10 protein-coding genes are annotated in these 16,578 nt (G+C 39.2%); all 10 read right to left on the bottom strand.

Annotated features, from left to right (window positions below):
- Window positions 1–5: 5 nt before the first annotated feature.
- Entirely contained in the window at window positions 6–3,020 is a 3,015-nt protein-coding gene (locus tag J4N46_RS10155) for a SusC/RagA family TonB-linked outer membrane protein (RefSeq protein WP_208059193.1), read from the bottom strand.
- A gap of 91 nt (window positions 3,021–3,111) precedes the next feature.
- Complete coding sequence (locus tag J4N46_RS10150) at window positions 3,112–3,447, bottom strand: 2Fe-2S iron-sulfur cluster-binding family protein (protein WP_009416723.1); 336 nt, start codon at window positions 3,445–3,447, stop codon at window positions 3,112–3,114.
- Window positions 3,448–3,451: 4 nt separating this feature from the next.
- Window positions 3,452–4,555 (bottom strand): hypothetical protein, encoded by a 1,104-nt coding sequence (locus J4N46_RS10145; RefSeq protein ID WP_009416724.1) that lies wholly within the window; start codon window positions 4,553–4,555, stop codon window positions 3,452–3,454.
- Between the two features lie 34 nt (window positions 4,556–4,589).
- Window positions 4,590–5,651: an NAD(P)/FAD-dependent oxidoreductase gene (locus tag J4N46_RS10140; protein ID WP_208059192.1), complete on the bottom strand. Its 1,062-nt coding sequence runs from the start codon at window positions 5,649–5,651 to the stop codon at window positions 4,590–4,592.
- Between the two features lie 77 nt (window positions 5,652–5,728).
- Window positions 5,729–8,365 carry an alanine--tRNA ligase gene (gene alaS, locus J4N46_RS10135; RefSeq protein ID WP_208059191.1) on the bottom strand — a complete coding sequence of 879 codons (2,637 nt, stop codon included), beginning with the start codon at window positions 8,363–8,365 and terminating at the stop codon, window positions 5,729–5,731.
- Window positions 8,366–8,425: 60 nt separating this feature from the next.
- Window positions 8,426–9,382 (bottom strand): NAD(P)H-dependent flavin oxidoreductase, encoded by a 957-nt coding sequence (locus J4N46_RS10130; protein WP_208059190.1) that lies wholly within the window; start codon window positions 9,380–9,382, stop codon window positions 8,426–8,428.
- 3 nt (window positions 9,383–9,385) lie between these two features.
- Window positions 9,386–9,805, bottom strand: a complete 420-nt coding sequence (locus J4N46_RS10125) for a VOC family protein (protein WP_208059189.1) — start codon at window positions 9,803–9,805, stop codon at window positions 9,386–9,388.
- A 165-nt stretch (window positions 9,806–9,970) separates the two neighbouring features.
- A complete protein-coding gene (locus tag J4N46_RS10120; RefSeq protein WP_208059188.1) occupies window positions 9,971–11,455 on the bottom strand; it encodes a cellulose synthase family protein in 1,485 nt (494 codons plus the stop codon).
- Window positions 11,456–11,601: 146 nt separating this feature from the next.
- Window positions 11,602–13,932: a TerD family protein gene (locus J4N46_RS10115; RefSeq protein ID WP_208059187.1), complete on the bottom strand. Its 2,331-nt coding sequence runs from the start codon at window positions 13,930–13,932 to the stop codon at window positions 11,602–11,604.
- A 107-nt stretch (window positions 13,933–14,039) separates the two neighbouring features.
- Complete coding sequence (gene gyrA / locus J4N46_RS10110; RefSeq protein ID WP_208059287.1) at window positions 14,040–16,553, bottom strand: DNA gyrase subunit A; 2,514 nt, start codon at window positions 16,551–16,553, stop codon at window positions 14,040–14,042.
- Window positions 16,554–16,578: the final 25 nt, after the last annotated feature.

Genomic DNA, 16,578 nt, shown 5'->3' with positions numbered 1-16,578 from the left:
CTTTTTTAAAAGGTAATATTTAAATTAAGAGTAATAGTAGGAGGTAAAGGATTGACGATGTTACTTGTTTCGGGGTCGCTATCCTTATAACCCGACCATACAGCGATATTGGCTGTAGTGAGACCAATAGTAGCATAACGTAGCTTGCCTATACTCTGTAACATTTCTTTGCTGAGCTGGTAACGCAAAGAGAGGTTAGAAAAGCGTAGGAAGCTAGTACTCATTAAGTTTTTGTTGTTAGGCTGACTTAAATTTTCAATAGCAGAGGCAGAATGGAATGGGGTAGGGTAGCGCTTATTTTCATCGCCTACTTGCCACCACATATCAGTAAGTTGTGCTTTAGCAGCATTATAGCGCGCGGTGTCAGTATTACGTATGTATTTGCTTGAATAGCTTCGTTTACCGCCAATAGTGTAATAAAAATCAGCAGTAAGTTCCCATTTTTTATAACTAAAATAAAGGTTACAACTTCCACTAAAGGGAGGTGATGCCATTCCTAAATAAATATAATCATCTGCAGAAAGCGCAGTATTAGCATCTACTTGTCGCCCATCGGCAGTGATAAATTCGGGCAAACCCGTAATAGGGTTGATACCCGTAGAATTAAGTCCGTAGAGTGCATCAGTAGATTTGCCTAACTGATATTCGGGTATTTTTTGTTCCGCAGAAGTATAGATGCGGTCTTTTCCGTATAGGTTAGTAACTTTATTTTGGTTGTAAGATATATTGCCACCCCAGCTGATGTAGTAGTCTTCATTAGAATAAATGGGTTGTCGTATACTTACTTCAAAACCTTTATTTTCTAATATCCCTACATTTTGCATTTGTAGGTCAAAGCCTGCAGACGAGGGAATGGGAATGCTTAACAAGGCATCTTTGGTAATGCGTTTGTAGATAGAGAATTGCAGGTTGGTTTTGAGAATAGTAGCAGAGAGCCCAAGGTCAGTAATTTGGTTTTGTTCAGCTTTTAAATCTTTATTGGGCAGCGAATTGATGGTCATAATGCGCGTGTCGGCATAGTTTTCAGCTAAATATTTAAAAGTAGCAGTAATAAGTGAAGGCGAAATGGCTTGTGCATTGGCAGTATGCCCATAAGAAGCACGCAAATCGAGGTCATTTATCCACTGAGAGTCTTGCAAGAAAGGATATTGCTTAAAGTTGATACTTGCACCTATAGCCCAAGCACTATTCCAACGTTTTTCTTTAGGCAAGATTGAAGAGGCATCTAATTTATAAGTACCGAAAAGGTTGTAAATATTATTATAGGTATAGGCAGTGAGCACTCCGAAACCGAGATTGCGGTCGGTTTGTTTACGTCCACCTATAGTGGGTTTTCCTGCCCCAGTAAGTGAATTGTCAATAGCAGCTACCGAGCGTATTTTACCATATAGTCCGTGCCCAATTACTGAAAGATTGTCGGTAATAGTAGTGTAGTTATCGGCGTTTGCGCCTAAGGTAAAATCGTGTTTTCCTATTGTCTTTTGATAGTTTATGCGTGTGTTTGCGGTGATATTAGTGAGTGTATTACGCGATTGGTAGAGTGTCCCCAAAGCATTTTGAGCACGCCCAGATCGTTGCTCAGAATAAGCTGTTTCAGGAGTTATTTGGAGGTCATCAGCTAATGAATAGTCTAAGCCAGCTACAGCTGAAATATCTAAAGAAGGGGTAATTTTCCAATTGAAGCTGAGAGAAGCACCTATATTTTTAGTAGTTTTTTCACCACTGAACTGATTGAAAAGGTCTGCATAACTTCTATCGGGGTAGGAGTAAAGCCGCTGAAAATTAGTAGTTTCGTAAGGATTGAGGTTATAGATGAGTTCTTCGGTAGAGAAGTGAGCACCATTGGGTGTATTGAGTTTAGCATAAGCACCATTCATAGAAAGTGTAGCTACAGCATTTTTAGTGATATTTTGGTCGATAGCAAAGCGAGAAGAGAGGCGTTGTAGCCCGTTGCCTTTTATTTGTCCATCTTGCTGTAGATAACCTAATGAGAAATAGTAATTGTTATTATCATTTCCATTTTGGAAGCTGAGGTCGTGTTTTTGGAAAACTTGCAAGTTGGTCAGCTCTTTGTGCCAATCGGTATTGATACGGCGCAATGAATCTAACTTACGTTGCCCTTCGGCTAAACGTAAAGGAAGCTCACTACCTGAATATCTGCGGTTTATATACTCTTCGCTGTACAGATAACCAGGGGTTTCTTCTTTTTTTAGGAGGCGTTCCAAAGCTAATTTTTCAGTACTATTCATCAATTGTACTTTTAGGGGCGAGGGCATCGTAAAGCCTGTTTGCATATGATAGCTAAAAGTTTTTTCACCCCCGCGTTTTGAGGTGATTTCTATAACACCATTAGAAGCCTTGATACCATAAAGAGCTGTAGCTACGGCATCTTTTAGCACTTTCATTTCTTTGATGTCTTCAGGATTGAGATAATAGAAAGTTTCAGCAGAAATCATTTTGCCATCTAAGATAAAGAGCGGCTGGTTAGCATCATCACCTTTGCGGAGCGATGAGTTGCCTCGTATTCGAATTTCGGGTTTAGAACCTAATTCACCACGATTGATAATACGCATACCAGGGGTTTTACCTTGTAATGCTAAGGCTAAGCTTGCTACAGGAGTATTTTTGAGGTCTTTTATTGCTATAGTTTCTACATTTCCAGTTTTGGAACGCGCATCAATTTCATTAATATTCTGCTTGGCAACGAGTTGTACACCTTCTAACACCATAGTATCATCTTCCATTTGTATTTTGAAGGTTGTATCTCCCTGAAAAGGGTGTTTTACAGTTTTCATTCCCATAAAACTGAAGATAAGAGTACCTTTTGGTTGCGATGTATATAAAAAGAACTCACCTTTATCATTGGTGATTATTCCTTGTAAAGTACCTACTATTTGTGCGGTAGCACCAGCTAATGGCAGTCCATCAGCATCGGTTACTATTCCCCTTAGATTGTAATGATTTTGTGCAACTGCCTGAAAGAAAGACAGCAATATAAACGCCCGTACAAAGTATTTCATAAATGTATTCTTCTTTACGGGTACAAAGATAGTATTTTTATCTTATCTAAATAGCAAAATTAAGAAATATTTTTTCTGAAGTCTATTTCTCTTATGAAAGAGGGGCGAGTATTACTTCAAGCCCTTCCAATTCAGGAGTTATAGGTATTTGGCAGCCTAATCGGCTATTAGGTTTTACGTGAGAGGCTTCAAAAAGCATAGCTTGCTCCTCTTCACCCATTTCGGGAAGTTTTACCTCATTTTCATTTTGTACATAACACTGACACGAAGCACACATTGCCATACCCCCGCAGATACCTATTTCGCCATCTTGGGCTATTTCGTAGGCACGCATTACCTCCATCAGGTTCATATTCATATCAGTAGGGGCTTCTATCTCATATAGAAGCCCCTCTCTATCGGTTATTTTTAAATGTATATCACTCATTTAATTATTTGAAGTATTCAATTTTACGTATGCGAGCCACTATAGGTTTACCATCTTCTATCATTAATATTTGTACCCAGTTGCCCATTTTGTCAAAAACATATTCGTATTTGTAGCTAAATTCGGGGGTTGAGTATGCAGTAAGTAAGTTATTTTCAAATACTTTTGTAGAAGCTATTTGTTTGCGACCTTTAATAACTTCTGTTTCGCCCGATTTAGTAAAAGTATAGTTTGTTTCAACATAAAAGTTAGGGTCATCATTAGCCGTACAGATACTTTGGATAAGTTTTCCAGCTTTGTTGTATTTATATGTACAAATAGTCTCTTGCTTAGATTCGTTTAAAAATTTAGCTTTTGAGAGTCGTCCCTCTTTGTCGTATTCATTTTCTGTTTTTAAGAATACATTTTTATCTACTAATTTATCCTCAGTTTCACTTACTTTGTTTAAATTATTGTATTTATACGATTTTTCACGAGTATATTCAGGGCGTATTTTACGTTCCAATATTAAGTTTTTAGACTCATAACGTTGTATATCCTTTTCTAAAGCCGATACACTCGCTACTTTATTCTTCTCAATATTATTTCCGTAATCATCATATTTATAAGTAATAGTAATAAGCCACTCATTAGTAACTGCATCACTCTCATCTATTTTTACAAGCTGGTTCTTCTCATTGTAGAAGTACTGACGATTCACTTTCAGTTCGCCGTCCCCTGTAATAAAAGTAGATAATGATTTAACAACTTTACCATTTTTATCATAGTAAAATTGCATTCCACCAAAAGGTTGGTCTTCAGCATTAAAAGTAATTACCTCAATATTGCGTCCATTATTATCAAAAATGTACGCGATATTAGTTTTAGATGTCTTGGTTACATCTCTTTCAATACCCCATTCTTCTGAATAAGGAAATACATTGTAGGTTTTCCCGTTAAATTTCCTTGTTCCTTGAGGGTTTTCTTCTAATAAGAATGAAAAATCTTCTACTTTTTTTATTTTACCCTTTAGTAGAAGTGTTTTACTGCTAATAGTGTCTATTTGCGCCTGTCCTAAAGCACAACAAAATAAAAAAATACCTGCTAATAGTACATTTATGCTCTTCATTTTTATTTAGTTATTAAATTAGTAGTCTCTTTAATTAGTCAATTGATTTTATTACTGCTTTTTCAGCTTCTTTGCGAGTGCCGTCAAAACCATCAATACCCACTACTGTAGTGTATTTGAGTACATACTTTTTGTTTGGATAGATACGGTTATAGACACTTTGACACATTAGGGTAGCTTCGTGAAAACCACAGAGTATGAGCTTTAATTTACCTGGGTAGGTATTTACATCACCTATAGCATATACACCCTCTATGCAAGTTTGATAATCTAAAGCATTATTTACTTTTACAGCGTTCTTTTCTATCTCAACCCCCCAAGTAGCTATAGGTCCTAATTTAGGAGTAAGCCCGAAAAGAGGTATAAAAGCATCAGCAACAAGTTCCTCTTTATCGCCCCCCTCTTGCTCCAATACTACCTTTTCTAATTGGTTTTCTCCTATGAGACCTACCACTTCATAAGGCGTTTTGAGATTGATTTTTCCTGCAGCTTTTAGGGCTTTTACCTTTTCTACCGAATCTAAAGCACCTCTAAATTCATTGCGCCTATGCACTAAGGTAACTGAGGCAATATTTACTTTCTCAGCTAAATAGATACTCCAATCGAGAGCAGAATCACCTCCCCCTGCTATTACTACGTGTTTGCCAGCATAACTTTCAGGGTTCTTTACAAAATAAGCCACTCCTTTACCCTCGTATTGAGCTATATTTTCAATCTCAGGTTTGCGAGGTTCAAAGGTACCTAATCCACCAGCAATAGCCACAGCTTTGCCTTTTATTTGCGTACCGGCATCAGTGGTAACAATGAAAGTACCATCATCATTTTTAGTGAGAGTCATAGCAGTTTCGCCTAAGGTAAATTCAGGCTGATACTGCTTAATTTGCTCCATTAGGTTGTCTACCAACTCAAGAGCCCCCACACTAGGGTAACCAGGGATATCAAAAATAGGTTTCTTGGGGTATAGCTCTGTCAGCTGTCCGCCCACTTGGGGTAGGGTGTCAATAAGGTGACACTTCAATCGTAGCAATCCTGCCTCGAAAACCGCAAAAAGCCCTGTAGGACCTGCCCCTATGATGATGATGTCTGTCTCTTTCATTATTAAATGATTTTGTGCAAAGGTACAAAATAATTATTAATTAGCAAATTTACCTATTAGCGAATTTGTTCTAACGATTACTCTTTAATGAGTGCTTGTGCTTTTTCGAGAGCTTCGGCTATGCCTTCGGGGTTTTTACCACCCGCTGTAGCAAAGAAAGGCTGTCCACCACCACCACCGTGTATGTATTTGCCTAATTCTCTTACTATTTTGCCTGCATCTAACCCTTTGGCTTGGGCAAGCTCTTTGCCGATATAGCACAATAATAAAGCTTTGCCTTCGTATGCCGAACCAAATAAAACAAACGGATTTTCTACCTCATTGCCTAACTGAAAAGCGAGATCTTTGAGGGTAGTTGTATCTAAATCGAGCTGTTTGATAAGGCATTGTACCCCATTGATAGAAGCAAATTCATTTTTCAGAGATACCTTTAGGTTCTTAGCTTGCTCTTTCTTCAGTAGCTCTAACTCTTTGTGTAGTTGTGCATTCTCTTCTTGTAGGTGTACGATAGCTTTGATAGGATCTTGTGCGTTTTTGAGGGTAGTTTTGATGTTGTCTACTAACTTTTCTTGCTCTGCAAAGTACTTCACAGCCCCTCCGCAAGTGATAGCTTCTATCCTACGGATACCAGCAGCAACAGCTCCTTCTGAAAGAATTTTGAAGAACCATATATCACCAGTATTCTTTACGTGTGTACCTCCACAAAGCTCTCTGCTGTCGCCAAATTGTATCATTCGCACGTGCTCGCCATATTTTTCGCCAAATAGCGCCATAGCTCCCGCTTCTATCGCTTGTTGTATAGGTATATTACGATGCTCTTGTAATGGTATCTTTTCCCAAATACGTCTGTTTACTATGCGTTCTACTTCACTTAATTCCTCATCAGTTAGTTTGGCAAAGTGAGAGAAGTCAAAACGAAGGGTTTCTGGTGATACACGTGACCCTTTTTGCTCTACGTGTGTACCCAATACCTCGCGCAAGGCTTGGTGCAATAGGTGGGTAGCACTATGGTTAGCTTCTGCCAACTGACGTGATAACGGATGTACTTCCGCTTTAAATGGGTCAGTTAGGTTTTCAGGCAAGTGCTCTGCTATATGTATGATAAGGTTGTTTTCCTTTTTAGTGTCTAAGATGTACACCAATTCGCCATTAGCCGACTGTAGCGTACCTTTGTCGCCTACTTGTCCGCCCCCTTCAGCATAGAAAGGTGTGGTGTTGAACACCAATTGGTAGTGTGTACCGTCTTTTTGGCTCTCCACTTTGCGGTATTTCACAAGGCGTACCACAGCCTCTAAGGTATCGTAGCCTATAAATTCTTCTTCTTCGTCATCGCGAAGAACTACCCAATCGCCTGCTTTTACTTGAGCAGCCGCACGCGAACGCTCTTTTTGCTTTTGTAGGTTCTCTTCAAAGCCTGCCTCGTCTAAAGTCAATCCTTTTTCAGAAAGTATAAGAGCAGTTAAATCTTTAGGGAATCCGTAAGTGTCGTATAGTTCAAAAGCCTTAGCACCCGATAACTGTTTATTGGTAGCATTTTGTATCATCACATCCAGCATCAGCAATCCTTGTTCGAGTGTGCGCAAGAAAGAGTTTTCCTCTTCTTTTATCACACTCATAATGATAAACGCTTGTTTCTCCAATTCGGGGAAAGTACCGCCCATTTGTTTCACAAGTGTTTCTACCAATTTATAGATAAAAGGTTCTTTTTGATTTAGGAAAGTGAAACCATAGCGGATAGCACGGCGCAGAATACGGCGTATTACATAACCAGCTCCGTTATTAGAAGGCAACTGCCCGTCTGCTATAGCAAAAGCTACCGCCCTTATATGGTCTGAAATCACACGAATAGCAATGTTTATCTGCTCTTGTTCGGTAGTTACATTGCTGCCTGTATAATATTTGCTTTTGGTAATCTCTTCTACTTTCTGAATTAGCGGAGTAAATACATCAGTGTCATAGTTTGATTGCTTTTTCTGCAATACCATACAGAGGCGTTCAAAGCCCATACCTGTATCCACGTTTTTAGAAGGAAGTTTCTCGAGGCTGCCATCAGCTTTGCGGTTGAACTCCATAAATACGTTGTTCCAAATCTCAATCACTTGAGGATGATCGTTATTGACAAGGTCTCGCCCCGCTATTTTGGCTTTTTCTTCATCAGAACGAATATCTACGTGTATTTCGGTACAAGGACCACAAGGACCTTGATCGCCCATTTCCCAGAAGTTATCTTTCTTATTTCCGAGTAAAATATGGTCTTCAGCGATACGTTCTTTCCATATATCGTAAGCTTCTTGGTCGAAAGGCACGCCCTCTTCCTCACTACCTTCAAATACCGTTACGTAAAGGTGTTCTTTTGGTATTTTATATACTTCAGTCAGCAGTTCCCATGCCCAGCTAATGGCTTCTTTTTTGAAGTAGTCGCCAAAAGACCAGTTGCCCAGCATCTCGAACATAGTATGGTGATAGGTGTCTCGCCCTACCTCTTCGAGGTCATTGTGCTTACCCGATACGCGCAAACATTTTTGAGTATCTACCACACGTGTGTGTTTAGGTTTAGCATTGCCGAGGAAAAACTCTTTAAACTGGTTCATACCTGCGTTAGTAAACATCAGGGTAGGGTCGTTTTTAATAACCATAGGAGCAGAAGGGACGATAGTATGCCCTTTGCTCTCAAAGAATTTTAGGAATTGCTGTCTTATTTCTTGTGAAGTCATATATTTCTAATTTAGGGTGAATAAGGTTAATTATTTATTTCAGGCGGCAAAATTACAAAATTAATGCAATACAAACAAACTTTTTAACTGTTGTATTCTTGTATTACAATCATTCATCATCTCATCAATTACTTCTTTAGCAGTCTGAACCTTATCTATTAGTGCCGCTACCTGTCCTATCTCCAATTCTCCTTCAGCCATATCGCCCTCAAACATTCCTCGTTTGGTACGCCTATTGCCCACTAAGGCTTGTAGGTTAGCAACGGTAGCTTGTTGGGTGTTATATAGGTCTTTTACTTGCTGATAAAACCCATTCTTCAGCAAACGTACAGGGGCTAATTCTTTCAGTGTGAGTTCAGTATCTCCTTCGCCTGCAGCAATCACCTTTTTTTTGAAAGCAGGGTGTACAGAGGCTTCGGCAGTGGCTACAAACCGACTCCCTACTTGCACGCCCTCAGCCCCTAAAGCCATAGCTGCCAACATTGCACTACCAGTGGCTATTCCCCCAGCAGCAATTAGCGGAATGTTTAGCACTCGCCGTACCGCAGGGATAAGTACCATTGTAGTCGTTTCCTCACGACCATTATGTCCGCCTGCCTCAAAGCCTTCAGCAACCACAGCATCAACGCCTGCAGCTTGTGCTTTCAGAGCAAACTTACTACTGCTTACCACGTGTGCTACTTTTATACCTTCTTTTTGCAGTAGAGAGGTGTAGGTAGCAGGATTACCAGCCGAAGTAAAAACAATCTTTACCCCTTCGCGTAAAATTACTTCTATAGCTTTGTTCATTTCGGGATACATAATAGGGATATTTACCCCAAAAGGTTTATCAGTAGCCGCTTTGCATTTGCGTATGTGTTCTGTAAGGGTTTCGGGGTGCATAGAGCCAGCCCCCAGCAAGCCCAATCCGCCGGCATTACTTACAGCTGCTGCTAATCGCCAGCCGCTTGCCCATATCATACCCCCTTGAATAATAGGGTATTGAATGCCAAAAAGTTCTGTTATTCTTGTTTTCATTATTTACAATTTAAGATTACCATTCTCATCAAACTCCCAAAAAGGATTATAAGCAACTTCGAATATATAGCCATCAAAGTCTTTAAAGTAACCGCTATACCCTCCCCAAAATACTTTCTGAGCAGGTTTTATAATTGTTGCTCCTGATTCTTCAACCTTAGCTAATACACTATCTACTTCAGCTTCAGATGTAGCATTATAGCTAATAGTCATACCTGCGAAAGCACTAGGCTCATAGGGCAACCCAGTATCTGCTGAAAGTTCCTTTAACGGATAGAGCCCCAACACAATGCCTCCTAAGGGGAAAAGAGCATAATCGTCCATACTTTTATTGGACTTTTGCCAACCTAGCCCCTCATAAAAGCTAAGAGCTTTCTGAAAGTTGCGAACTCCTAAAGTAATTAAGGTTAATTTCTGTCTCATATAAAACCAGCTTTATAGTTCAACTTTTGAAAAAGGTCGTTAATAAGAGCCTCAAAAAGTCATCTTTTTTTTCTATTTATTGCTAAAAAGGGTCGTCTTTTTTACAGACAACCCTTTATTTAACTTATATTTTAATTTACTAATTTTCAAAATTTGTTAATCCATTTAGGCTTTTGAAGTAAGTGATTTGAAGAATACAAACCCAAATCCTAAAGTAAGCATACAATGGAAAGGAAACATACCAAAGTCGTTTAAATGAATTGCACTATACAAACCAAATATAAAGTATAACATTAGTAAAAACTCAATAATCATATTAGGCGATAGCTTTGTATTGATATATTTGTTATTCTTCCAGCTATCACTTAGTGAATTGATATTAAACTTAGGTGTACGTACAAATTCGCTACGTTTGCCAGTATGTCCTTCAAGTACAGCGATAGTATTGTGGAATGAAAATCCTAAAGCCACTGAAAAGAATGTAAAGAACAGCTTTACATACTTTAAAAAGTCATCAAAAGTTCTTCCTTGTAAGTTTCGATAAGTAAACCAATAGCAAATAAACAATATAATTGTACTAGTGATAAAGAAGCTTGTAAGGTGGAATATCCACCCTAAGTGTCCGTAAATGTTCTTAAGGTACAGCATAGGAACACTGAAGATAGCGGTAATAAACACCCATAAGAACATCGAGCTATTCAAAAGGTGCATTACTCCGTGGAACTTCGTTTTCCAGCTAATATTTTTAGCAGCGAGTACTCGGCTTACTGTTTTGCGGAAGTTTTCAGCTCCCCCTTTGTTCCAACGGAACTGTTGTGAGCGTGCTGCTGAGATAACTACAGGTAGTTCAGCAGGTGTTTCTACATTTTCTAAATATTTGAACTTCCAGTTTTTAAGCTGTGCACGATAGCTAAGGTCAAGGTCTTCTGTAAGTGTATCACCTTCCCAGTTACCAGCATCGTAAATACACGCTTTGCGCCAAATGCCCGCAGTACCATTGAAGTTGATGAAATATCCTTTAGAATTACGACCTACTTGCTCCAAGGTGAAGTGTACATCAAGAGCAAGGGCTTGTATTTTAGTAAGAATAGAATAATTACGATTGATATGCCCCCAACGTGTTTGTACCACTCCAATTTCAGGGTCTTTAAAATAGATAACGGTGCGTTTTAGCCAGTCGGGTTGTGGAAGGAAATCAGCATCAAAGATAGCTATAAAATCACCTTTAGCAACAGCCAATCCTTCTTTTAAGGCACCAGCTTTGAAACCCTGACGATTTTCGCGGCGTATATGCTTAATGTCTAAGCCTGTAGCTTGTAAATCTTTAACTATCTGAGCTGTTTCAGCAACAGATTCATCAGTAGAGTCATCAAGTACCTGAATTTCAAGTTTAGTACGAGGATACTCCAATTTTGCAATATTTTCAAGTAGGCGAGGTACTACGTACTTTTCATTGTAAAGTGGCAGCTGAATAGTTACGTAGGGAATCTCTTTAGGGTCAAGTAAATTGAACTTAGGAGACTCATCATTTTGTTTGCGATGTTTCAAGTAGTTGAGTAACAAACTGAACATCGAAATACTGTACAAAAATATCAATATCAGAGCAGTACAATAGATAATGATAATTGTATAATTAATAATTGTTGCCATAATTATTTGAAACTGTTTATTCTGATGCTGCAAAAGTACAGTTTTTTTTGAATTAACCAACTGAAAATGCTAATTATTTTCATAAAAAAAATATAACTATTTGATTATTAGTGGTAAGTTATAAATCTCTTTATAGCCAACATTGCTCAAAATAAGGCATTTAGAACAGAAGCTTCTTTTGCAGCCCATCGCATATCATATACTTCATCGGCGATTGTTTTATCATTAACTATCTGCAACCCTTGAGTTTCGGCTTTGAGGGTTAGCAGGTTGCCAATAGTAGTTTTAGCATTTAGTTTATCAAGTAGTGCTTTTACTGTATCGAGAGAAAGGTCATTGGCTACTTGTCCTTGGAAAGGCAGTTCTAGCCAAATAATCTCTTTAGCTTCTACATCTAAGATACCAAAGAGGAGTCCCTTTTGTAGCGGCTGGGTAATACGTACCTGATGAATGACGGTAGAAGGATCGTAAGCCACTCCTGTGCGCTCGGATACTTTCATCTTGTATTTACTATCCATCCAACCTACTACTAAATTAGGTGATAATGCCCCGTTAGAATAAGCATTGCACACAAAAGTTACGTATTTAGCTTTCTTTTGGCGTAAGGTGTTCGCATCAATATTGATATACTCGGCAGTACCTACTTTATTAGGAATACTACGAATATCACCACTGTGTTGGCAACCCGTAGCGGTAAGCTTGCCAAAAAAGCACATATCACGCTCTTCATCAAAGATGATATGACAAGATAAATCCATATCGAGATGCTGAGCAGGAAGGTCTTTACCCCATTGCATAAAAAGGCGTATCTCGTTGCCCTCTAAAGGGAATTTCGTACCCATTAGGGTTGCATTAAAATCGTGTATAGTAGTACTTCTATCGCCTATAGGTAAAGGGATATGGTATAGCTGTTCATCTATAAATATTGTTTTATGAGGATTCGGTTGTGCAGCGAACTTTCTGCGTATTGCCCACAAGCAAAGCTCTTCTATAGCTGTTTTCATCTGGGCTAATTGCTCTTCGTTATAGCCTATTATCCATTGATTTTTAGGGGCATTTATATAATCGCCCGTAATGATTTTTACAGGGCGTGTACCCTGTGGTGTAAAGTAAAAGTCGGCATAATTATTAAGGGTAAAGAGCAAACGTATAGGTACTTGGTCTATCACCTCTTTAAAGGCGATAATCGTATCATCTGCACCCACCCATAACATAGTAGCGAATAGTGAACGTGCAAACTGAGAAGGGCGTTCTTTTAGATATTCTAAAACAGTATCAGTATCTACATTTAAATAAGCCTGCTGAACCTTGCCTTGCCACACTTCGTATTTCTGATGATAGAAAATATCTAATAGTGTAGCAAGCTTTTCAAATCCTTTTTTCTTGCTGTATTCAGCCAAACGTAAGGCACGGATAAAGCGCACCCACATCTCACGCTTGGGGTGCATTAGCTCACAAGATTTTTCGGTAGAAAGAGGCAAGGCATTGAGCCAGCGTGCCACCCTCATACATTCAATACGCGAGTATTTCAAGCGAAGTTCTTCTTTAGCTTCTTCACTTTTATTTAAAGGATAAACAATATGGCTGTAGTTTTTAGCATTTTTAGCAACAATTGTTTTTGGAGGTATTAGCTGCAAAAATCCTGTCTTTTTATACCACAAATAGCGCAGAATATCAGTAGGGGTACGAAAACAAGCCCCTGCTTCTGCTTCATTCCCTTCGGAAAAAAGATAATTATCAACTACTAAAATGAGTGTTTCTTTCATTTCAATAGTAGTTTCTTTTGCTACTGAAAAATAAGGCAACAAGCGTTTGAGTGAATCTATTTGGGTAGCATCTAAAGCAGTTTTGGAAGCTAATAGATTTTGGTAATAAGTATTAGCCTCTGCATCACGCCAAAGGTCAAGAATTTTGAGTTTGCTACCTTGTTCAGTATGTTCTATCTTTCCTAACTCAAAAGGTGTACCACAGAAAGGGCATCCATTATAACGCCACAAAGGGAAAGTACCATAAGGGATATAATGCCCGCAAGCTAAAAAACGCTCGTGTTTAGGCGTAAAATATTCTCTATTGTAGTTGTCAATACTATTTGCTTCATTATAATCATCGTGATCATACCAATAACAAATATAATCATCATTCTTTATTAAATCAGGAAATTGGTTGTAGAAAGCAGTAATGATATGATCTACGGCACTCTCGCCTGTAGGTACTTCCCAATTTTTGATAAGGGGTGCCCAATTGAGTTTTACATTGAGTATTTGCTTGACAGTGTGCACCACCAATTGGCGATACTCGCTATTGGTACCATTGATAGCGTGCAAGAGGCTTTCGGTAACGCCAAAGCCGTGCTTGCGCAAGGCAGCTACCAATTCCAAGGTTCCTGGTTGTATAGTTCTTTGTGAGACCATACTATCAGGAATATAAAGTGCATTTTGCCTAAGAGCAACTTTTAGTAAAGCGGTTGTTTTTTCCATAGTATAAAATAAAAAAGAAAGGTAATCACGGAAGTAATTCTTACCTAACAGAGAAATGAAGTAACTTCCGTTTGACCTTTCTTTATCAATATGAACACAATCTTTCTTTATTCTTCAGTAGGAGCTTCTACCACTTCAGCGGTTTCGGCTTCTTCATCGTCTTCTTTCATTACTTTAGTAACGGCAGCAATAGAGTCTTTACCTTTGATATTGATAAGTTTTACTCCTTGTGTTGCACGCCCTAATATACGAAGGTCGTCTATAGGCAAGCGTATTGCAATACCCGATTTGTTAATAATCATCAGGTCTTCGCCTGCTAAAACACTCTTGATAGCTACTAAATTACCTGTTTTATCGGTGATAGAAATCGTTTTTACCCCTTTACCACCACGATTCGTGATGCGATATACGGCTTCGTGTGTTTCAGGGTCATCTATATACGAACGCTTTCCATAACCATTTTCAGATACTACCAATACGGTCTCTTCAAGTGGGTTTTCGATAGCAATCATACCTACTACCTCATCGTTTTCAGGGTCTAAATCAATACCGCGTACGCCTTGTGAATTACGTCCTACAGCACGCACTTTGTCTTCAGCAAAACGGATAGCGCGTCCTGATTTTACTGCCAACATCAGCTGGCTGTTGCCCGAAGTAAGTTTTGCTTCTATGAGCTCATCACCTTCTTTTATAGTAATTGCATTGATACCATTTTGGCGAGGGCGTGAGTATTCTACCAACAAAGTCTTTTTAACAATTCCCTGTTTAGTAGCCATAATCAGGTAGTTGTTATTGATGTATTCTTCGTCTTTAAGATTTTGAACGCTTACAAAAGCTTTAATTTTATCATCTTGTTCAATGTTGATAAGGTTTTGAATAGCGCGTCCTTTGGCTGTTTTGCTACCTTCGGGTATTTCGTATACTCGCAGCCAGAAACATTTTCCTTTTTGAGTAAAGAACAACATATACTGGTGGTTGGAGCTTACGAATAGGTGTTCTAAGAAATCTTGGTCGCGGGTAGTAGAAGCTTTTTGTCCTACTCCTCCACGGCTTTGGGTTTTGTATTCGCTCAATAGAGTGCGTTTGATATAGCCAGCGTGCGAGATAGTAATCACCACTTTATCATCGGGTATCATATCTTCTACGCTAAATTCGCCTCCTGCATATTCAATTACAGAGCGGCGTTCATCGCCATATTTTTCTTTTATTTCAAGAAGTTCTTGTTTGATAATCTCTACGCGGCGTTCTTTGCGAGCTAATATATCCTCAAGGTCTTGTATTTCGAGTAATTTTTGTTCGTACTCTTCTTTGGTTTGCAAAATCAGCGCTTTATTAATGCGGCGTAGTGCTAATGCCAAAATAGCTTCAGCTTGTATGTCAGTAAGGTCGAATTCTGCGATTAAATCCTCTTTAGGCTTGTCGTGAAAACGGATAATTTCAATAGCTTTATCCATAGTGTCTTCAGTAGCCATTACCTTCATAAATCCTTCCAAGATGTGGATACGCTCTTTGGCTTTTCGCAGTTCAAAGTCGGTGCGGCGATATACCACTTCGTGGCGGTGTTCTACAAAGTGATGGATAAGGTCTTTGAGGTTTAGCAACTCTGGGCGACCTTTTACTAAGGCGATGTTATTCACACTGAAGGAGGTTTGCAACTCAGTGTGTTTAAACAAGTTGTTGAGTACAATATTAGGCACAGCATCGCGTTTTAAAATATAAACAATACGCATTTTACCACGAGCAGACTCATCGCGTACATCGGAGATGCCTTCGAGTTTACCTTCCTTGACAAGGTCGGCGGTTTTCTTTATAAGTTCGGCAGTATTTACCTGATAAGGCACTTCAGAAACTACGATACATTCTTTGCCTCTTACCTCTTGGAACTCAGCTTTGGCACGGACGATAATACGCCCGCGTCCTGTTTTGAAAGCCTCTTTTACACCTTCATAGCCGTAGATAATACCACCTGTAGGGAAGTCAGGGGCTTTGATATATTTGATAAGTTCGTCAATTTCAATGTCATTATTATCAATATAAGCGATAGTACCATCTATCACTTCGCTAAGGTTATGAGGTGCCATATTAGTAGCCATACCTACGGCGATACCTGCAGAGCCATTTACCAAAAGGTTGGGGATGCGAGTGGGTAGTACAGTAGGTTCTTGTAGGGTATCGTCAAAATTAAGCTGATGGTCGACAGTTTCTTTTTCTATGTCGGAGAGCATTTCTTCGGAGATTTTGCGCATACGAGCTTCGGTATAACGCATTGCAGCAGGCGAATCGCCTCCCATAGAGCCAAAGTTACCTTGCCCATCAACGAGCATATAGCGCAAGCTCCAATCTTGAGCCATACGCACCATAGTATCGTATACAGCTGTATCGCCGTGAGGGTGGTATTTACCGAGTACTTCCCCTACGATTCTGGCAGATTTTTTATAAGAGCGGTTGCTAAGCACGCCTAATTCGTACATACCAAATAACACGCGGCGGTGCACAGGTTTTAGTCCATCGCGCACATCGGGTAAGGCACGTGAAACGATTACCGACATTGAATAATCAATGTAAGCGGATTTCATCTCTTCACTGATATCAACAGGAATGAGTTTTTCTCCTTCAGTCATCATATTTTATATTAAGTAAGATATG

It is taken from the genome of Capnocytophaga bilenii, from assembly GCF_017565765.1.
Classification (GTDB): domain Bacteria; phylum Bacteroidota; class Bacteroidia; order Flavobacteriales; family Flavobacteriaceae; genus Capnocytophaga; species Capnocytophaga bilenii.
Note: the sequence above shows the minus strand (reverse complement) of the source record. Positions and strands in the feature narration are given on the sequence as shown.